Raw genomic sequence first — 18215 nt, 5'->3', positions numbered from 1 at the left:
TTGTTACAAAAGCGTCAGGGACGCTCGATGCACATCGCCACGCCCATGCCGCCGCCGATGCACAGGGTCGCGAGGCCCTTCTTGGCGTCGCGGCGCTTCATCTCGTGCAGCAGGGTGACGAGGACGCGGGCGCCGGAGGCGCCGATCGGGTGGCCGATGGCGATGGCGCCGCCGTTGACGTTCACCTTCTCGTCGTCCCAGCCCATGTCCTTGTTCACGGCCAGCGCCTGGGCGGCGAAGGCCTCGTTGGCCTCGATCAGGTCGAGGTCGGAGGGCTTCCAGCCGGCCTTCTCGAGGGCCTTGCGCGAGGCCGGGATCGGCCCGGTGCCCATGATCTTGGGATCGACGCCCGCGGTGGCCCAGGACTTGATCTTGGCGAGCGGGGTGAGGCCCCGGCGCTCGGCCTCGGAGGCCGACATCAGCACGATGGCGGCGGCGCCGTCGTTGAGGCCCGACGCGTTGGCGGCGGTGACGGTGCCGTCCTTCGAGAAGGCCGGCTTCAGCTTGCCCATCGCCTCCATGGTGGCGCCGTCACGGATGTACTCGTCCGTGTCCACGATGGTGTCGCCCTTCCGGCCCGGCACGGTGACGGGGACGATCTCCTCGCGGAACCGGCCCTCCTTGCGGGCGGCCTCGGCCTTGTTCTGCGAGCGGGTCGCGAACTGGTCCTGCTGCTCGCGGGTGAGCTGGAAGGCCTGGGCGACGTTCTCGGCGGTGGTGCCCATGTGGTAGCCGTTGAAGGCGTCCCACAGGCCGTCCTTGATCATCGTGTCGATGAGCTTGATGTCGCCCATCTTCTGGCCAGCGCGCAGGTACTGGCAGTGGGGCGAGAGCGACATGCTCTCCTGGCCACCGGCCACGATCACCTTGGCGTCGCCGTTCTGGATCTGCTGCATGCCGACCGCGACGGTGCGCAGGCCCGAGCCGCAGACCTGGTTGAGGCCCCAGGCGGTCGCCTTCTCGGGGATGCCGGCCTTGATCGCCGCCTGACGCGCCGGGTTCTGGCCGGCACCGGCCGTGAGCACCTGCCCGAAGATCACCTCGTCCACGTCGTCGGCCGGGACGTTCGCCCGCTCGAGGGCGGCCTTGATCGCCGTCGCGCCCAGCTCGTGGGCCGGCACCGCGCCGAATGCTCCGCCGAACGAGCCGACCGGGGTGCGCGCAGCCCCGACGATGACGATCTCTTCGCTGCCTGCCATGACGTTCTCCTCTCGCGGCCGGCGCGTCGCATTAAGGGGCGGGCGCGCTTCCGGAAGCCGTTCGAGGGATGAAGAGCGGGGAACCATTGAAGTCAAGCAGCCCATCGGGCGGAGGCGGGTGAGCTTGCCCTCCCATCGGCCCTGAATCCCCCTCGGATGACCCCGCCGCGGACGCCCCGGGGCCGGGTTCCGTCGGGGCGCCGCCCGCCACTGCGCACCGCAAATGCAATATTCTGCACGGGACGGAAGCAGTTTGCTGTTTTCTGCGGTTGTGGAAGGCCTTATGCTTGTGTGCGGGCGCGAGATCGCGACTGCGATGTGAACCGGCGGCGCAAGCCGCGTCGCCCAGGTTGTTCGAGTTCAGAAAGGCCGTTCTGCGATGGCGGATACCGTCAAGACGCCTCAGACCGTCATCAAGAAATATGCGAACCGGCGTCTCTATCATACCGGCACATCGACCTACGTCACGCTGGAGGACCTCGCGACGATGGTCCAGAACGGCGAGGATTTCGTCGTGTACGATGCGCGCACCGGGGACGACATCACCCGTTCCGTGCTGACGCAGATCATCTTCGAGCAGGAGAACAAGGCGGGCGCCGAGAACCTGCTGCCGGTGGCCTTCCTGCGCCAGCTCATCCGCTTCTATGGCGACAGCATGCGCTCCATGGTGCCGAGCTTCCTCGAATTCTCGATGGCGAACTTCGCCCGGGATCAGGACGGGCTGCGGGAGAAGTTCGCGCACAGCTTCGGCCCTTCGGCGTTCCAGCACGCCATCGAGCAGCAGGTGCGCACGAATATGGGCTTCTTCGGCGACGCCATGAAAATGTTCACGGGTTTCGGCGCCCCGGGCTCGGCCATGGCTCCGCCGGTCAGCGCCCCCGTCGCCGTCCCCGGCACCGAGCTGGACGACCTGAAGAAGCAGATGCTGGAGATGCAGGCGCGGCTGGAACAGCTCGCCCGGAAGTAGCCGGCGGCCGTTAACCGCGAAAGGTTGACGAAACGTTAGCGGCGGCCCCACGTTTGCACCTGTAGCCATCGGGGCGGACAGGGGTGCTGCGATGGAACGGATCGGGCCGGTCGGGAGTGTCAGAACGGGACGGGTCGAGGCGATCCGTCCGTTGGCCTCCGGTGAGGCGGCGCAGGCGCAGCTCTCGCGCGCCCTCGTCGTGGTGGAGGGCGGCCGGGGGGAGGAGCCGCGCCCCACCGCGATCCTGAGGGACGGCCGCCCGGAGGCGGGCTTCGTCACCCAGTTGCTCGTCGGGGCGGACCCGACCCTTCGGACATCCCGGCCCGCCCGCGCCATGCAGGCGGCGGAGCGCTACGCGGCGACGGCGCGGCTGTTCGGCTGAGCCGGCCCCGGCCCCTCGTGCGGGGCCTTGAGAATCACCCCCGCCATCGCGCGCAGTGACGCGATCCGAGACTTCATCCCGTCCGGCGAGGTCCCGCTGCCCTGGGGCGCGGCGCCCGGCGCGCGACACCGGCGTGGGGCACCCGCACCACCGCCGTCCCGGCGCGCGGGAACGCGAAAAGGGCGCGAGCCTTGGAAGGCCGCGCCCGTCGTCTCGCCGGTGTCTCAGATGTCCGTGCGGGAGGCTTACGCCTCGGCCGACTTCACCTTCAGGACCTGACGGCCACGGTACATGCCGGTCTTCAGGTCGATGTGGTGCGGACGGCGCAGCTCGCCCGAATCCTTGTCCTCGACGTAGGTCGGCGCCTTGAGGGCATCGGCCGAGCGGCGCATGCCGCGGCGGGAGGGGGAAGTCTTTCGCTTCGGAACGGCCATGGCGGGGGTCCTTCAGGTCTGCCGGCGGACAACGCGATGCGCGGGCAGTTCCCAGTCATGGGCCGCCGCCGCGCACACCGCAGGATACGGATGAGGGTGGGCTTATAGCGACGCCGCCCCGTCCTGGCTAGAGCCGTTCCCGCCCGTGTCGAGATGGGGCGGCCGTGGCCCGGCAGCGATCTTTTTCTCGAACCTCGCCCCCTCGCGCGCGACGTGTCGGGCGGGGAGGGGGCGCCCGGTGGCGAAGACCCCCGGCCGGGGGCGGCCCATTACGGACACGAAGGACGGGGGCTCAATGCCGTCTTTCCTGGGCCGCGGCCTCGTTCATGGTTTCCTCGGCCAGATCTTCGCCGAGCCGGCGCAGCGCCCCCTCGACGGCATCGAGGGTCTCGCTGCGCCCGGACCGGGCGATCAGGCTGTGGGCGGCCAGGAGATAGTCGGCGGCGCGCTCCAGGGTGGAGCCCTGGTTCCAGGGAGGTTCGGGCGGCCGGAGGCTGCCGCTCGCCCGGGCGACATCCTCCGGCGGGGTGTCGAGCGGGCTCAGCGAACCGAGGAAGCCGAGGAAGGTCCGCCCCGGCGGCCCGAAGGACGGGACCGCGCCGGACATGACCCACAGGTAGTCGTCCTCCGCCGAGCGCAGGCGGAAGCGGACGGCGAAGCTGCTGCGGGTCTCGATCGCCTCGCGCACGAGGCCGCGCACCGTGTCGCGGTCCTCGGGATGGAGCACGCGGATCCAGCCGAAGTTGCGCGCCTCGGCGAGGGTTTGCCCGGTCAACCTCGTCCATTGCCGGCCGAGATGCGTGACGAGCCCCTCTGCATCGGTGACGAACACCATCCACTCGGCTTTCCGTATCGAAAAAGGGTTCGGCCCGATCCAGGGAGCTTATCAGACAATACGACCGGGTGTTTAGGCGAAGAAAGTATCAGCTAGAGTCATTAGTTGATGCGCGGGCGCTAATCCATGCGCTGGAAACAGGCTTTTCCGTTAAGCACGGGTTCAAATCAGAAGGCGCAAACGGGGAATCGACGGTGCCGCGACGCGGGCCGGACCTGAAGGAGAACCCCATGGCTTCCTCCAAGACGTTGTCGGCGCTGCGTGCCCTCGCCATCCTTTCGGCCCTCGCCGCTGCCCCGGCCCTGGCCCAGGCCCCTGCGCCCGCCGCGCCGACGGCCCCGGTCAAGCCGATGGCGCCGAGCGCCCCCGTGGCCGGCGCGCCCAATGCCGCCAAGTCGCCGCTCCTCGACCTGAACAGCGCCAGCGCCGAGGAGCTCGACAAGCTGCCGGGCATCGGCACGGCCCGGTCGGCGGCGATCATCAAGGGGCGGCCCTACAAGGGCAAGGACGACCTCGTGCAGAAGAAGATCATCCCGCAGAACGTCTATGACGGGATCAAGGACAAGGTCATCGCCCGGCAGAAGTAGCCGGCAGGCACCCCGGCGCCGGGGTGCCTACTCGCCGATGGCGCCCTGGGGCATGCTGAAGCCGCCGGGCGTCTTTGCCGCAGGCTTCGGCCGTGCCTTGGCTGCCGGAGCCGTCCCGTCCCCCGTGGCGGCCGCGCCCCGCGCCTTGCCCCCCTTGCGGGCGGCCTGCGGCACCGGCTCCGGCGCGACCGCCGGCCGGGTCTCGCAGGTGCGGAAAGTCAGCTCGGCCAGGGGCGCGCCGTCGTCGGCGACGATGCCGAGGGAGTCCGGGAGGGGCGGCAATGCCGCTTCCCAGGTGATCGGCGCCCCGAGGGAAGCCTGGATCGCCCCCGGCGGGCCGCCCCGGCGCAGGCTGGTGAAGTCCGGCCCGTAGGCGGTGGCGCGCTTGTCGCCGATCACCACCTCCAGCACCTGAGTGACCTCGGGGGTCAGCGGGCGCAGGGGGTTGACGATCCGCACCTCGCCCGCCCGGATCACCGACAGGGTGAAGCCCTTGCCGTTCTCGTAGCGGGCGGCCAGGGCGCCGCAGGCCCCGGCGGTGCCGGCCGGCTGCTGCGCCCCCGCCGCCCCCGCCACGAGGACGAGGCAGGCCGCGGTCACGAGGGTCCTCATCGCCCACCCTCCCGGGGGGCGGGGGCAGGGGAAGGGGGCTTCTCCCCCGGTTCGCCGGACGGGGCGATGTCGATCACCTCGGCCGTGCGGTCGATGGGGCTGACCCGCCCGCGGCCGACCGGGCCGATCAGCAGGTCGGTGTCGTCAGCATGGAATTCGCTGTCCATGTGCAGGGGAGGGCGTCGCCCGCGCGAGGCCATCGCGACGACCATCGTCCCGGCCGCGATGAGCACAAGGACGGCAAGGAAGATCAACAGTCGCTCCATCAGGGGCGCAGTGATAACGCGATGTGCGCTGCCCGTCACCCGAGCCCGGCGCCGGAACGCTCCTTGCGTCCCCCCGGCGCACGCAAACGGGCGCTCGGCGAGGACACATCATGCAACAGCAGGTCGGCCGCGGCCCCGAGGAGCTTGAGGCGTATCTCCTCGGCCTCATCGACTCGGCGCGGGAGCAGGCGAGCGAGGATCCGTTCCGCAACCCCGTCCTCGCGGTGACGCTCGCCATCACCCGCGCCTTCGACCGGGACGAGATCGCCGAGGGCGACCTCGACGGCCTGTTCGCCCGGCTGCGCGCCGAGGCCCTGGAGGCCCGGGCGCAGCGGCTCCGGGACTATGTCGGGCTGACCGGCCACGCCGACACCTCGGTCGCCGCGGCCCTGGTGGCGGCCGTGCCGGACAGGACCGGCGCCTTCGAGGACTTCGCCACCTTCGTCCACCGCACCGCCTTCGCGGTGGTGTTCACCGCCCACCCGACCTTCGGCATGCCCCGCGCCGTGGCCGACCTGCTGGCGCAGGCCGCCTGCCTCCCCGGGCCGGCGGAGCGCGCCGGCCCCATCGGCGAGGCCGCCGCCCACTCCACCCGGCCCGATTCCCCCGTCACCCTCGACCTCGAATTCGAGCAGGCCTGCGCCGCCGCCAACAATGCGCGGCTCGCCCTCGACGCCTTCAACGGCACCCTCCTCGACGCCGCCCGCGGGCGCTGGCCGGACAGGTGGACGGAGCTGCGGCCCCGCCCCTTCGCGGTGGCGAGCTGGGTCGGCTGCGACACGGACGGCCGCACCGATATCGGCTGGTGGGACACGGTGCGCTACCGGCTGATCTCCAAGCGCATGCAGTTCGACCGGGTGATGCGCGACCTGCCGGACATCCCGGCCGCCCGCGCCGCCCGGGCCCTCGCGCAGGAGGCGCTCAGCGCGGTCAACCGGCAGCTCGCCGTCGCCCCCCGCCTGGGCGACAAGCCCTCCCTGGAGGCGGTCCACCGCTTCGCCCTGGCCCTGATCATCGAGCGCGAGCGGGCGCAGACCGACGCGGCGCCCCTGGTGACGGCCCTCACGGCGGCGCTGGACGGGGCGGGCGGGGAGGATGACCGGCGGGCCATCGCGGTCCTGCGGGCGGGGGTCGAGACCCACGGCCTGTCGAACGCCCTGCCGCATTTCCGGCTCAACGCCTCGCAGATCCACAACGCCGTCCGCCGGGTGATCGAGCTGGAGGGCGAGCCCACCGACGCGGCCCAGCGCCGCTCGCACCTCGCCACGATCCACACCCTGTTGAACGACGTGACCCCGGTGGCGGTGGATTTCGGCGCGCTCGCCGCCGAGCGCGCCTCGGCCGCCCGGCTGATGATGACGATCGCGCAGATCCTCAAGCACGTGGACGGTACGCACCCGGTGCGCTTCCTCATCGCCGAGACCGAGACCGGCTACACCCTGCTCGCCGCCCTCTGGCTCGCCCGGCACTACGGCATCGCCGACAAGCTCGAGATCACGCCGCTGTTCGAGACGGCGAGCGCCCTCGAACAGGGCATCAAGGTGCTCGACGACGCCCTGCGCAACCCGCACTGGCGGGCGTATGTGAAGCGCATCGGCCGGCTCACGGTGCAGTTCGGCTACTCGGATTCGGGCCGCTACGTCGGCCAGCTGGCCGCCACCTTCTGGATCGAGCGCCTGCGCCTGCGCATCACCGAGATGCTGGTGCAGAACGGCCTGTCCGACGTGGAGCTCGCCATCTTCGACACGCACGGCGAGTCGATCGGCCGGGGCGCGCACCCGACCTCCCTGCGGGATCGCCTCGCCTACCTCGCCCCGGAGGATGCCCGCGACCGCGCCCGCAAGGCGGGACTGAAGGTGCGCCTGGAATCGAGCTTCCAGGGCACGGACGGCTACCTGCTGTTCGGCACCCGGGCGCTGGCGCAGGCGAGCCTCGCGCGGATCGCCGAGCACGTCTACGCCCTCGACGTGGCGGAGGAGGACGCCTTCGCGGGCTACAGCCTCGACGAGCCGGGCAAGGGGGCCGCCGCGCCCGAGGACCCGATCTATTCCGAGCCGGACTTCGCCCTCGAATTCTTCACCGTGGTCCGGCAGGACATGGAGGCGCTGGTCGGCGAGGCCGGCTACGCGGCGCTGCTCGGCACCTTCGGCCCAAGCCTCCTCGACCGGACGGGCTCGCGGCCCGTCGCCCGGCAGACCGATGCCGGCGGCCCGGCGCGGATCACCCATCCGCGCCAGATGCGGGCGATCCCCAACAACGCGATCCTGCACCAGCTCGGCTTCCTGGCGAACTCCCTCCACGGCCTCGGCCGGGCGGCGGGGCGGGGGCCGGACCTGTTCCGGGAGATGCGGCGCGATTCGCTGCGCTTCTCCCGCGCCTTCCGCCTCGTCCAGCACGCCGCCTCGGTGGGCGACCTCGACGTGCTGCGCGCCTACATCGACACCCTCGACCCGGCGGTCTGGCTGGAACGGGCCCGGCGGACGCAGAAGGATTTCCGCCGCGACGAGCTGGTGGTGATCGCCGGGGCGCTGGAGCGGCTCGACCTCGCCTCCGACCTGCGGCGCCTGTTCGGCCGGCTCACCCGCGACTGGCTGGCCCTGCGCGCCGCCGCCCCGGACCTCACCGGTATGTCCGCGCGGCTCACCCTGCTCCACGCCCTGCGCCTCGCCCTGATCCACCGGATCTGGTTCCTGGCGGTGCACATCCCCGGCTTCCGGCCCCAGGCGGGGATCACCCGGGAGCAGATGCTCGAACGGTTCCTGCGCCTCGACATCGACGGCTGCCTGACGATCCTGGACGAGATCTTCCCCAACCAGCCCGACCCGACCCTCGGCCTCAACTTCGGCGAGCCGGCGGGCCCGCGCGACACCGGGACCTACGAGGCCGAGCACGCCACCTTGTTTCAGCCGATCCGCCAAATGTTTGCGCAGGTGCGGGAAATTTCGGGGATGATCCAGCACGAGGTGGGCGCGTTCGGGTGAGGGCGGGCCGCCGTCGGCGCGTGCGGAGCGAAACGACCCAGCGAAACGCGGCCTGAGGCGGCGTGGCGCCACGGGTCGTTTCGCTCCGCGCTCCACGACGGCCGGAGGGGAGATGAGGAGCGCGGGCCGGGGCCATTCGCCCCCGGCGTCGAGGCCGGGCTGCGCCGCGATCCGGAGGCGCACACCTGAATGATCGCTTTACCGGTATGATCATCCTTCGTTCAGACCGGACCGGATAGACCGGTGGCGCGTGCTTGCCGTGCGCCGGTGCGAAGGTTCCGGCGGCGGCGGGACCGCCCACAAGAACATGTGCGTGATAACCGCCGAGTCCGCCACAGACCTACCTCTCGTCCCGTACGACCGGCAGGCCCGTCGTCGTCCGTCCACAACCGTATCGGTGCGCGCGTGAAGATCGCTGTCCTCGCCCATCTCAAGTATCCGATCGGTCAGCCCCATGCCGGCGGACTGGAGATGCACACCCATCTCCTCACGGCGGCGCTGCGCCGGCACGGACACGACGTGGTTCTGTTCGCCAGCCGCGGCTCGGATCCCGCCCTCGACCCGGTGATGCTGTGCGAGCCGACGGGCGACGCCCTGGCCGACCCGGAGCGCGAGGAGGAGATCGACCGCACCGAGGCCGCCGCCTACCGCCGGATGATGGACATGGTGGCCGAGGGCGGGTTCGACCTCGTGCACAACAATTCCCTGCACGCCCTCCCGCTGCAGGAGAGCGCGCGGCTCGGCCTCCCGTGGGTGAGCGTGCTGCACACCCCGCCCTTCGACGCCCTGACGAAGGGCATCGTGCAGGCCGATCCCGACATGGCGTTCCTGGCCGTCTCCCCCTCCCTGGCGCAGGAATGGGCGGACCTCGTGCCCCAGGCCCAGGTGGTGGGCAACGGCGTCGATCTCTCGACCTTCGCCTACGGCCCCCGGTCGGACGAGCCGCCCTACGCCTTCTGGTCCGGCCGGATCGTGCCGGAAAAGGGCCTGCACCTCGCCATCGACGCGGCCCGGGCCGCCGGGATGCCCCTGGTCTTCGCCGGCCCGAAGATGAACCCCGGCTACTGGGATCGGGAGATCGCGCCCCGCGTCGGGCCGGACCTGACCCATCTCGGCCATCTCACCCACCGGGACCTCGCCCGCCACCTCGGCCGGGCGAAGGTGGCGATCGTGTCCCCGCGCTGGGAGGAGCCCTTCGGCCTCGTCGTCGCCGAGGCCCTGGCCTGCGGCACCCCCGTCGCCGCCTTCCGCCGGGGGGCCCTGCCCGACATCCTGGACGAGACCTGCGGGCGCCTCGCCGAGCCGGACGACGCCCTGAGCCTCGCCGAGGCGATCCGCGGCGCGGCCGGTCTCTCCCGCCGCGCCTGCCGCGACCGCGCCGAGGCCCTGTACGACGCCGAGGAGATGTTCGGCCGCTACCTGGAAATCTACGAAGCGGTGATCGCCCGCGCCTCGGAGCGCGCCCGGCCGAGCCTGCGCCGGGTCGCCGGCGGACGCGGCTGAGGAGGGGCGGGGAAACTGTCCGGAAGGGGTCGCACCGGTCCCCGTCCCCGAAGGGACCCGGAGCCCCCCGTTCGGCCCGAACCCCTGAACCGTTGAACCGAACACGAGTGGAAAGGACGATGATGAACCGTCCCTGCGTCGTCTGCGTGCCGGCCCGGAACGAGGCCGCCCGCCTGCCGCTCCTCCTTGAGACCCTGGCGAGCCAGGACGCCGCGGCCCCCGTCCGGGTCGTCGTGCTGGCGAACAACTGCACCGACGACACCGTCGCGGCGGTGCGCGCCGGGCAGGAATCCGGGCGCTTCGGCCGCCTCGACCTGCGCGTCCTTGAGGCCATCCTGGAGGCGCCGGACGCCCATGTCGGCACCGCCCGGCGCATGGCCCTCGATGCGGGCGCCGCGTGGCTGGACGAACTCGGCGGGGAGGACGGCGTCCTGTTGACCACCGATGCCGATGCCCGCCTGCCGGAGACGTGGCTCTCCGCCAACCTCCGGGCGCTGGAGAACGCCGAGATCGTCGGCGGGCGCCTCGTGATCGACGGCGACGACACCCTCGCCCCCGCCGTCATCGCCCTGAACGCCCGCGTCGAGCGCTACTGGGCCGGGGTCCGCCGGCTGGAGGAACTGCTCGATCCGGCCCCGCACGACCCCGCCCCGCGCCACGGCGACCATACGGGGGCGAGCCTCGCCTTCCCCGTCTCCCTCTACCGCGCGGTGGGCGGCCTGCCGCCGCTCCCCTGCGGCGAGGACAACGCCCTGGTCGGGCTGATGCGCGACGGCGGAGCGCGGCTGCGCCATTGCCCGGATGTCACCGTCCTCGTCTCGGCCCGGCGGGACGGGCGGGTGGCGGGGGGCATGGCCACCGAGATGGAGCGCCGGGCCCGGGTCGCCGCGGGCGAAGCGTATCTGCTGCCGGAGGCGACCTTCTGGGAGGCGCTGGTGCGGCGCCGGGCCGCCCTGCGCCGGGCCTACGGCCTGCCGGAGGCGGAGCGTGAGGCGGCCTGCGCCACCCTCGGCCTCGGCGCCGGCGACCTCGCGGCGGTGCTCGCCACGGGCTGCCCGAACGCCATCGCCTTCGTGGAGCGGGCGGACCGCCTGATGGCCACGCGCTCGGAGCCCGCCCCGGTCTGCGACCTCGACGACGCCCTCGCGGCCCTCGCCGCGCTGGCGGACACGATCGAGTCCCGCGGCGGCGAGGCGAGGGAGGCCGCGTGACCGGCGGTATCGGCTGGTACGTCCACCACCAGGGCGCGGGCCACCTCCAGCGCGCCCGGGCCGTGGCCGCCCACCTGTCGCGCCCCTGCACGATCATCGGCACCCTGGCGGGTTTCGAGACCGGGGGCGCCCCCATCCTCGACCTGCCGGACGACCGGCCCCTCGACGGGGCTTCCGCGTTCGCCGGCCTCGACGGAGAGGCCGCGCGGCCGGAGGCGTTCCACTACGCGCCCCTGCGCCATCCGGGCCTGCGCCGCCGGATGGCCTTGATCGCCGACTGGGTGGCGCGGACGGACCCCGCCCTCCTCGTGGTCGACGTGTCCGTGGAGGTGGCGCTGTTCGCCCGGCTCCTGTCCGTGCCCACGGTGGTGGTGCGCCTCGCCGGCGACCGGACCGATCGGCCGCATTGCGAAGCCTTCCGCAGTGCCAGCCGGCTGCTCGCCCCGTTCCCCGCCGAACTCGACGGGCCGGACGTGCCCGGCTGGGTGAGGTCGAAGACGTTCCATGCCGGCTTCCTCGGCGGCGGCCCGCCCGCGACGACGCAGGACGGCCAGGACATCGTCGTGGTGTTCGGACGGGGCGGGGAGGGCGGCGACCTGCCCGCCATCGCCGCGGCGGCGCGGGCGGTGCCCGGCCGGCAATGGCATGTCCTCGGCCCGGTCTCGGGGGAGGGCGACCGTCCGGAAAACCTGCACCTGCACGGCTGGGTCTCCGATGTCGGCGCCTTCGTCGGGCGGGCGGCCCTCCTCGTGGGCGGCGCGGGCGACGGCCTCGTGGCCCTCGCGGCCTCGCACGGAAAGCGCTTCCTCTGCCTGCCGGAGCCCCGGGCCTATGGCGAGCAGACGGTGAAGGCGAACGCCCTCAGCCACCTCGGCGCCGCCGTGGTCCGGCCCGCCTTCCCGGCGGCGGAGGAATGGCCCGCCCTCGTGGCCGAGACGCTGGCGTTGGACCCGGCGATCATGTCCGGGTTGCACGATGTGGGTGGTCTCGCCCGCTGCGCGGCGTTCCTCGATGGGCTCGCCGGGGACGGACGGTGACTCGCCGTCTCAGGCCATGCTCGCCTGATACGCGGTCGTGATGTTCTCGGACCGGAAGGCGTCGCGCGACGCCCGAACGAAACGACGTTCGGGCGGAACGCGTCTCAAGTGACGGCGCGGCGCACGGGGCGACGCGCCGGGGAATGTGCCTCAGGCGATGTCGAGGCGGTCGGCCTGGACGCCGTCGGCCCGCAGGGTGTCCGAGAGGGCGGCGAAATCGCGGTAGCCGGCCTCGCGCGCCATGGCGTCGAGGGCGGATTGCTCGTCGGGCGCCGAACCCGTCCAGAGAACCGGGCCGTTGTTCTTCTGCCTGATCTGAAAGATGCTCATGGAATCTTCTCCCTCGACTGTTCAGGCTCTCGCACGCTCAACGCGCCCACGCCCCCGCGGTTTCAGCTTGGCCGTATCGACGCGACGTTGAGGCGGGCGCCGCCATCAAAACGCCGGGCTACCGGGTGCTATAAGGGGCGGTGAATCCGAACCGGCGCCAGCGAGTGCTTGCCTTGACGCGTTCCTCCTCGCACGCCGCGTGCATCCTCGCCCTGGCGCTGCTGGCCGGCCCGGCCCTCGCCGTAGAGCCCGCCTCGGTGCCCGAACCGGCCGCCATCGCCCCGGCCGTCACCGTCATTCCCGCCGAGCGGCGGGAGATCGTGGAGAGCGCCGTCGTCACCGGCACGCTGGTGCCCCGCGACGAGATCCTGGTCGCCCCCGAGGTGGAGGGGCTGCGCATCACCGAACTGCTGGTGGAGGAAGGCGACCGGGTCGCCCAGGGGCAGGTGCTGGCGCGCCTGTCGAGCGAGATGATCGCCACCCAGGAGGCCTCCAACGTGGCCGCCGTCGCCCGCGCCGAGGCCGCCATCGTCCAGGCGCAGAGCCAGATCGTCCAGGCCGAGGCGGCCGAGACCGAGGCGCGGCTCTCCCTGGAGCGGGCCCAGGCCCTGAGCAAGACCGGCAACGCCACCGCGGCGGTGATGGAGCAGCGCGCCTCCGCCGCCCAGGGCGCCACCGGGCGGCTCGCCTCCGCCAAGGGCGGGCTGAAGGGCGCGGAGGCCGACCTCGCCACGGCGAAGGCCGCGGGGGCGGAGATCGCCCTGCGCCGGGCCCGCACCGCCATCCGCGCCCCCGAGGCCGGCATCGTCAACCGCCGCACGGCGCGGGTCGGCGCCACCGCCACCGCGGCGGCCGAGCCCCTGTTCCGCCTGATCGCCCGCGGCGAGATCGAGCTGGAGGGGGAGGTGCCCGAAACCTGGCTCGCCCGGATGACGGTGGGCGATCCGGCCCGCCTCATCCTGGACCAGGGCCGCGCCGTGACGGGATCCGTCCGCCGGGTCTACCCGGAGGTCGACCGCATGACCCGCCTCGGCAAGGTGCGCATCCGCCTCGCCGACGATCCGGGCCTGCGGATCGGCGCCTTCGCCCGCGGCACCGTCGAGGTCGCCCGGCGGGAGGGCATCGCGGTGCCGGTCTCCAGCCTGATCTACGGGGCCGACGGGCGGGCGAGCCTCCTCGTCGCCCGGGACGGCCGCGTCGAGGCGCGGAAGGTGACGCCCGGCCTGTCGGCGGAGGGCTTCACCGAGATCCGCGAGGGCGTCTCGGCCGGCGAACGGGTCGTGGCCCGGGCCGGCAGCTTCCTGCGGGACGGGGACAGGGTGCGGGCGGTCGAGGCCGCCCGCGCCAACTCCGTCGCCGACGCGCTCTGAGGGCCGGCGATGCGCCTCAACGTCTCCGCCTGGGCGATCCGCAAGCCGCTGCCCTCCATCGTCCTGTTCCTGGTGCTGATGGTGCTCGGGCTGGTGAGCTTCCGCTCCCTGCCGATCACCCGCTTCCCGAACATCGACATCCCCATCGTCTCGGTGACGATCACCCAATCGGGCGCGGCCCCGGCCGAGCTGCAGACCCAGGTGACGAAATGGGTCGAGGATTCGGTGGCCGGGGTGAAGGGCGTGAAGCACGTCCTCTCCACCATCACCGAGGGCACCTCCACCACCACCATCGAGTTCCGGCTGGAGATCAACCAGGACCGGGCCGTCAACGACGTGAAGGATGCGATTGCCAAGATCCGCATGAACCTTCCCCGGACCATCGATGAGCCGATCATCTCCCGGGTCGAGATCGCCGGCCTGCCGATCATGATCTACGGCGCCTCGGCGCCCGCCATGACGCCCGAGGACCTGTCGTGGTTCGTGGACGACGTGGTCGCCCGCGGGTTGCAGTCGGTAAAGGGCGTCGGCGGCGTCGAGCGCCTGGGCGGCGTGGCCCGGGAGGTCCGCGTCACCCTGAAGCCCGACCGGTTGCTCTCCCTCGGCATCACCGCGGCGGACGTGAACCGCCAGCTGCGCCTCACCTCCGCCGACATGGCCGGCGGACGCGGCGAGATCGGCGGGCAGGAGCAGTCGATCCGCGCCCTCGCGGCGTCCGCGAGCCTCGACACCCTGGCGGCCACGTCCATCGTCGTGCCCGGCAACCGCAAGGTCCGCCTCGACGAGCTGGCGACGCTCGCCGACACCGCCGAGGAGCCGCGCACCTTCGCCCGGTTCAACGGCGAGCCGGTGGTGGCCTTCGCCATCTCCCGCGCCACGGGGGCGAGCGACGCCGACGTCTCCGTGGGGGTGGCGAAGAAGATCGAGGCCCTGCACGACGCCAACCCGGACGTGCGCTTCGACCTGATCGACACCAGCGTCACCAACACCATCGGCAACTATCACTCGGCGATGATGGGCCTCATCGAGGGCGCGGCGCTCGCCGTGATCGTCGTGTTCCTGTTCCTGCGCGACTGGCGGGCGACGGTGATCGCCGCCGTGGCGCTGCCGCTCTCGGTCATCCCGACCTTCTGGGCCATGGGCGCCATGGGCTTCTCGCTCAACGCCGTGAGCCTGCTCGCCATCACCCTGGTGACCGGCATCCTCGTGGACGACGCCATCGTCGAGATCGAGAACATCGTCCGGCACATGCGGATGGGCAAGTCGCCCTACCGCGCCTCCCTGGAGGCCGCCGACGAGATCGGGCTCGCGGTCATCGCCATCACGGCGACGATCATCGCGATCTTCTCCCCCGTGTCGTTCATGGGCGGCATCGCCGGGCAGTACTTCAAGCAGTTCGGCCTCACCATCGCGGCGGCGGTGTTCATGTCGCTGCTGGTGGCGCGGCTCATCACGCCGCTTCTGGCCGCCTACTTCCTGCGCGACCACGGCCCCGACCACAGCCACGAGGGGCCGGTGATGCGGGGCTACACCCGCCTCGTGCGCTGGTCGGTGCGGCACAAGTACATCACGCTGGTGCTCGGGCTGGCCTGCTTCGTCGGCTCCATCATGTCCACCGGCCTGCTCCCCGCCGGCTTCCTCCCGGCCGAGGATCAGGCCCGCACCCTGTTCGTGGTGGAGCTGCCGCCGGGCGCCCGCCTGCCCGATACGGTCCGCGTCGCCGACCGGCTGGTGGACGAGATCCGCAAGCTGCCGGAGGTGAAGAGCGTCTTCGTGGACGGCGGCCGGCAGTTGCCCGGCAAGAAGGAGGTGCGGCTGGCGAGCCTCACCATCAACCTCACCCCCAAGAACACCCGCCACCGCACGCAGAAGCAGGTGGATGCCGAGGTGGCGGCGCTCCTGCGCGAGGAACCGGACATCCGCTTCTGGGCGCTGCGCGAGGGCGGCCAGCGGGATCTCGCGCTCATCGTCGCCGGCCCGGACAAGGCGGTGGTGGCCGATGTCGCCGCCCGGCTCCAGCGCGAGGCGGCGTCGGTGCCCCACCTCGTCAACGTGATGTCGACGGCGCCCCTCGACCGCACCGAGATCCGCATCCGCCCGAAGCCGGCGGTGGCGGCCGACCTCGGCGTCTCCACCGACACCATCGCCGAGACGGTGCGCGTCGGCACCATCGGCGACATCGGGCTCAACCTCGCCAAGTTCAACGCCGTCGACCGGCAGATCCCGATCCGGGTCCAATTGCCCGAGACCCTGCGCGGGCAGCTCTCCGAGATCGGCGCCATGAAGGTGCCGGTGAAGGGCGGGCAGGCGGTGCCGCTCGCCACCGTGGCCGACATCTCCCTCGGCCAGGGCCCCACCGCCATCGACCGCTACGACCGGGCCGTGCGCGTCGCCATCGAGGGCGACATGCAGGGCTCGGACGCGCTGGGCGAACTCATCGCGCAGGTGCTGAAGCTGCCGGCGGCGAAGGACCTGCCGCAGGGCGTCACCATCAAGCAGACCGGCGATGCCGAGGTGATGGGCGAGGTGTTCGAGGGCTTCGCCCTGGCCATGGGCGCCGGGCTGATGATGGTGTTCGGCGTGCTGATCCTGCTGTTCGGCAACTTCCTCCAGCCGCTGACCATCCTGTTCTCGCTGCCGCTCTCCATCGGCGGCGCCATCCTGGCGCTGCTCATCGTGCAGAAGCCGATCTCGATGCCGGTCGTCATCGGCATCCTGATGCTGATGGGCGTGGTGACCAAGAACGCGATCATGCTCGTGGACTTCGCCGTCGAGCAGAACCGCGAGGGCGTCGACCGGACGACCGCCATCGTCGAGGCGGGCCGCAAGCGCGCCCGGCCCATCGTGATGACCACCATCGCCATGGCCGCCGGCATGATCCCCTCGGCCATGGCGCTGGGGATCGGCGGCGAGTTCCGCTCGCCCATGGCGATCGCGGTGATCGGCGGCCTGATCGTCTCCACCGGCCTGTCGCTGGTGTTCGTGCCGGCGATCTTCGTGCTGATGGACGACCTCTCGCGGCTCTCCGGGCGCCTCCTCGGGCGGTTCATCGGCGAGCGCGACGACCCCCTCGACGCACCGGATTACGGCCACCCGCCCGCCTCGAACGACGGGCGCGGGATCCCGCCCCGCGTGGCGGCGGAGTAGGGCCCGCCCCTCCGCCGCGGCCCTTGCGCTTCCCGCCGCGATGGGGTGTCTCCCGCTCCGGGACTCAAAGGGAGCGGGTGGCGATGTCGGGCGGTCACGGGGCGGTGGAAGGTTCGAACAAGCGCGTGGCGCTGCTGATCTCGGTGCTGGCCCTGTTCCTGGCCTTCAGCGAGACCATGGGGAAGGCGTCGCAGACGGAGGCGCTTGGCTCCAACGTCGAGGCATCGAACCTCTGGGCGTTCTTCCAGGCCCGGACCATCCGCATGACGGTGATCAAGACCGCCGACGACGCCGTCGCCCTCCTGCCGCCCGGCACCAGCCCGGAGGCGATCAAGGCCAAGCGGGACGAGTGGGCCAAGACCATCGCCCGCTACGATTCCGAGCCCGGCACGGGCGAGGGGCGCAAGGAACTCTCGGCCAGGGCCAAGGTGGCGGAAGAGCGGCGCGACCTGTCCCTGCTGCGCTACCACCATTACGAGCTGGCCTCGGCGGCGTTCCAGATCGGCATCGTCCTCGCCTCCGCCGAGGTCATCACCGGCATCGCGGCCCTGGTCTTCGCGGGCGGGGCGCTCGGGATCGCCGGGGCGGCGCTGCTCGGGTTCGGCTATCTCGCCCCGCATACGCTGCCGTTCCTGCACTGACGGGCGGCGGCGGACCCTCCCTCGCCGCAGTCGCGGGGACGGGGGGCTTTTCCGCGGGTTCGGTGCACCGGTATTCCCTTCGGCCCGCCACGCTCTACACAGGAGGAAGAGCAGGGGGATACGATGGCCGAGCGGGACGACGACCAGGGCCGCCTGACGCGGGCGGCGAGCTTCATCTTCCTGCACACCGAGCACGCGATCTACGCGGCGCTCGGCATCCTGCTCGCCCTCACGGCGCTGGCCGCCCTGGTGGAGGCGGTGATGCTGACCTGGGGGGCATTGCGGTCCCTCGGCGGGGCGGAACAGATCCTGGAGGTCGTGGACCGCCTGCTGTTCCTGCTGATGATCATCGAGATCCTGCACACGGTGCGGGTCTCCATGCGATCGGGGAAGCTGACCGTCGAACCGTTCCTGATCGTGGGGCTGATCGCCTCGATCCGGCGGGTGCTGGTCATCACCCTGCAATCCTCCGAACTCACCCACGCGAAGGACATGACGCCCGACAAGTACGCCCTGTTTCAGGCGGCGATGATCGAGCTCGGTGTGCTGGCAGGCCTGATCATCGTGATGGTCTTCGCCATCTTCCTGCTCCACCGCGCCCGGGGCGACGGCAAGCCCGCTGGGGAAGAATCGCACGAGCATGCGGGGGCGTGACGGACGGCCCGCGCCGTCGGGCGCACGGGCCCCCGCCCTCCGGCCTCCGCGGCCCGCCC

At 72.0% G+C, this 18215-nt stretch carries 17 protein-coding genes; 11 read left to right on the top strand and 6 right to left on the bottom strand.

All coding sequences use genetic code 11. From position 1 onward, the window contains the following. Positions 1-14: 14 nt before the first annotated feature. Positions 15-1199: an acetyl-CoA C-acetyltransferase gene (locus MKK53_RS16025; RefSeq protein WP_243929705.1), complete on the bottom strand. Its 1185-nt coding sequence runs from the start codon at positions 1197-1199 to the stop codon at positions 15-17. A gap of 379 nt (positions 1200-1578) precedes the next feature. Between MKK53_RS16025 and phaR the strand changes: the two genes are divergently transcribed. After that, positions 1579-2166, top strand: a complete 588-nt coding sequence (gene phaR / locus MKK53_RS16020; RefSeq protein ID WP_243929704.1) for a polyhydroxyalkanoate synthesis repressor PhaR — start codon at positions 1579-1581, stop codon at positions 2164-2166. A gap of 91 nt (positions 2167-2257) precedes the next feature. After that, a complete protein-coding gene (locus MKK53_RS16015; RefSeq protein ID WP_243929703.1) occupies positions 2258-2548 on the top strand; it encodes a hypothetical protein in 291 nt (96 codons plus the stop codon). 245 nt (positions 2549-2793) lie between these two features. On the opposite strand, the gene rpmF is transcribed toward MKK53_RS16015, so the two are convergent. Both rpmF and MKK53_RS16005 read right to left on the bottom strand, forming a co-directional pair. Further along, positions 2794-2982, bottom strand: coding sequence for a 50S ribosomal protein L32 (rpmF, locus tag MKK53_RS16010; RefSeq protein ID WP_003601373.1), 189 nt, complete (start codon positions 2980-2982; stop codon positions 2794-2796). 292 nt (positions 2983-3274) lie between these two features. Next, positions 3275-3817: a PAS domain-containing protein gene (locus MKK53_RS16005; protein ID WP_243929702.1), complete on the bottom strand. Its 543-nt coding sequence runs from the start codon at positions 3815-3817 to the stop codon at positions 3275-3277. Positions 3818-4047: 230 nt separating this feature from the next. On the opposite strand from MKK53_RS16005, the gene MKK53_RS16000 reads away from it, so the two are divergent. Next, positions 4048-4404: a ComEA family DNA-binding protein gene (locus MKK53_RS16000; protein ID WP_243929701.1), complete on the top strand. Its 357-nt coding sequence runs from the start codon at positions 4048-4050 to the stop codon at positions 4402-4404. Positions 4405-4431: 27 nt separating this feature from the next. On the opposite strand, the gene MKK53_RS15995 is transcribed toward MKK53_RS16000, so the two are convergent. Both MKK53_RS15995 and MKK53_RS15990 read right to left on the bottom strand, forming a co-directional pair. Next, positions 4432-5016, bottom strand: a complete 585-nt coding sequence (locus tag MKK53_RS15995) for a hypothetical protein (RefSeq protein WP_243929700.1) — start codon at positions 5014-5016, stop codon at positions 4432-4434. Next, positions 5013-5270 (bottom strand): hypothetical protein, encoded by a 258-nt coding sequence (locus MKK53_RS15990; RefSeq protein WP_243929699.1) that lies wholly within the window; start codon positions 5268-5270, stop codon positions 5013-5015. The genes MKK53_RS15995 and MKK53_RS15990 overlap by 4 nt, the downstream gene beginning before the upstream one ends. Positions 5271-5392: 122 nt before the next feature. Here MKK53_RS15990 and MKK53_RS15985 point away from each other — a divergent pair, with 122 nt between their 5' ends. The 4 genes from MKK53_RS15985 (at position 5393) to MKK53_RS15970 (ending at position 12014) form a co-directional block, all read left to right on the top strand. Beyond that, positions 5393-8263: a phosphoenolpyruvate carboxylase gene (locus MKK53_RS15985; RefSeq protein ID WP_243929698.1), complete on the top strand. Its 2871-nt coding sequence runs from the start codon at positions 5393-5395 to the stop codon at positions 8261-8263. A gap of 405 nt (positions 8264-8668) precedes the next feature. Continuing rightward, entirely contained in the window at positions 8669-9766 is a 1098-nt protein-coding gene (locus MKK53_RS15980; RefSeq protein WP_243929697.1) for a glycosyltransferase family 4 protein, read from the top strand. A 119-nt stretch (positions 9767-9885) separates the two neighbouring features. Further along, positions 9886-10977: a glycosyltransferase gene (locus tag MKK53_RS15975; protein WP_243929696.1), complete on the top strand. Its 1092-nt coding sequence runs from the start codon at positions 9886-9888 to the stop codon at positions 10975-10977. Then, complete coding sequence (locus MKK53_RS15970; RefSeq protein WP_243929695.1) at positions 10974-12014, top strand: glycosyltransferase; 1041 nt, start codon at positions 10974-10976, stop codon at positions 12012-12014. Before MKK53_RS15975 ends, MKK53_RS15970 begins: the two co-directional genes overlap by 4 nt. Before the next feature lie 150 nt (positions 12015-12164). Here MKK53_RS15970 and MKK53_RS15965 read toward each other — a convergent pair whose 3' ends face one another. Further along, complete coding sequence (locus MKK53_RS15965; RefSeq protein ID WP_243929694.1) at positions 12165-12344, bottom strand: hypothetical protein; 180 nt, start codon at positions 12342-12344, stop codon at positions 12165-12167. A gap of 173 nt (positions 12345-12517) precedes the next feature. Here MKK53_RS15965 and MKK53_RS15960 point away from each other — a divergent pair, with 173 nt between their 5' ends. The 4 genes from MKK53_RS15960 (at position 12518) to MKK53_RS15945 (ending at position 18156) form a co-directional block, all read left to right on the top strand. After that, on the top strand, positions 12518-13714 hold the full coding sequence (locus MKK53_RS15960; RefSeq protein ID WP_243929693.1) for an efflux RND transporter periplasmic adaptor subunit: 1197 nt from the start codon (positions 12518-12520) through the stop codon (positions 13712-13714). A gap of 9 nt (positions 13715-13723) precedes the next feature. Beyond that, positions 13724-16861 carry an efflux RND transporter permease subunit gene (locus MKK53_RS15955; protein ID WP_243929692.1) on the top strand — a complete coding sequence of 1046 codons (3138 nt, stop codon included), beginning with the start codon at positions 13724-13726 and terminating at the stop codon, positions 16859-16861. Between the two features lie 83 nt (positions 16862-16944). Further along, positions 16945-17502 (top strand): DUF4337 domain-containing protein, encoded by a 558-nt coding sequence (locus tag MKK53_RS15950; protein WP_243929691.1) that lies wholly within the window; start codon positions 16945-16947, stop codon positions 17500-17502. 123 nt (positions 17503-17625) lie between these two features. After that, on the top strand, positions 17626-18156 hold the full coding sequence (locus MKK53_RS15945) for a phosphate-starvation-inducible PsiE family protein (RefSeq protein WP_243929690.1): 531 nt from the start codon (positions 17626-17628) through the stop codon (positions 18154-18156). Positions 18157-18215: the final 59 nt, after the last annotated feature.

Source organism: Methylobacterium sp. J-076, assembly GCF_022829405.1.
Classification (GTDB): Bacteria; Pseudomonadota; Alphaproteobacteria; order Rhizobiales; family Beijerinckiaceae; genus Methylobacterium.
The sequence above is the reverse complement of the archived record's forward strand: the minus strand, read 5'-3'. Positions and strand labels throughout refer to the sequence as shown.

What these genes read in the sequence shown, in the direction of transcription:
- phaR (WP_243929704.1), top strand. Translation starts at nt 1,579, where the DNA reads ATGGCGGATACCGTCAAGACGCCTCAGACCGTCATCAAGAAATATGCG.
- MKK53_RS15945 (WP_243929690.1), top strand. Translation starts at nt 17,626, where the DNA reads ATGGCCGAGCGGGACGACGACCAGGGCCGCCTGACGCGGGCGGCGAGC.
- rpmF (WP_003601373.1), bottom strand. Translation starts at nt 2,982, where the DNA reads ATGGCCGTTCCGAAGCGAAAGACTTCCCCCTCCCGCCGCGGCATGCGC.
- MKK53_RS15950 (WP_243929691.1), top strand. Translation starts at nt 16,945, where the DNA reads ATGTCGGGCGGTCACGGGGCGGTGGAAGGTTCGAACAAGCGCGTGGCG.
- MKK53_RS15985 (WP_243929698.1), top strand. Translation starts at nt 5,393, where the DNA reads ATGCAACAGCAGGTCGGCCGCGGCCCCGAGGAGCTTGAGGCGTATCTC.
- MKK53_RS15995 (WP_243929700.1), bottom strand. Translation starts at nt 5,016, where the DNA reads ATGAGGACCCTCGTGACCGCGGCCTGCCTCGTCCTCGTGGCGGGGGCG.
- MKK53_RS15975 (WP_243929696.1), top strand. Translation starts at nt 9,886, where the DNA reads ATGATGAACCGTCCCTGCGTCGTCTGCGTGCCGGCCCGGAACGAGGCC.
- MKK53_RS16015 (WP_243929703.1), top strand. Translation starts at nt 2,258, where the DNA reads ATGGAACGGATCGGGCCGGTCGGGAGTGTCAGAACGGGACGGGTCGAG.
- MKK53_RS16000 (WP_243929701.1), top strand. Translation starts at nt 4,048, where the DNA reads ATGGCTTCCTCCAAGACGTTGTCGGCGCTGCGTGCCCTCGCCATCCTT.
- MKK53_RS15955 (WP_243929692.1), top strand. Translation starts at nt 13,724, where the DNA reads ATGCGCCTCAACGTCTCCGCCTGGGCGATCCGCAAGCCGCTGCCCTCC.
- MKK53_RS15965 (WP_243929694.1), bottom strand. Translation starts at nt 12,344, where the DNA reads ATGAGCATCTTTCAGATCAGGCAGAAGAACAACGGCCCGGTTCTCTGG.
- MKK53_RS16025 (WP_243929705.1), bottom strand. Translation starts at nt 1,199, where the DNA reads ATGGCAGGCAGCGAAGAGATCGTCATCGTCGGGGCTGCGCGCACCCCG.
- MKK53_RS16005 (WP_243929702.1), bottom strand. Translation starts at nt 3,817, where the DNA reads ATGGTGTTCGTCACCGATGCAGAGGGGCTCGTCACGCATCTCGGCCGG.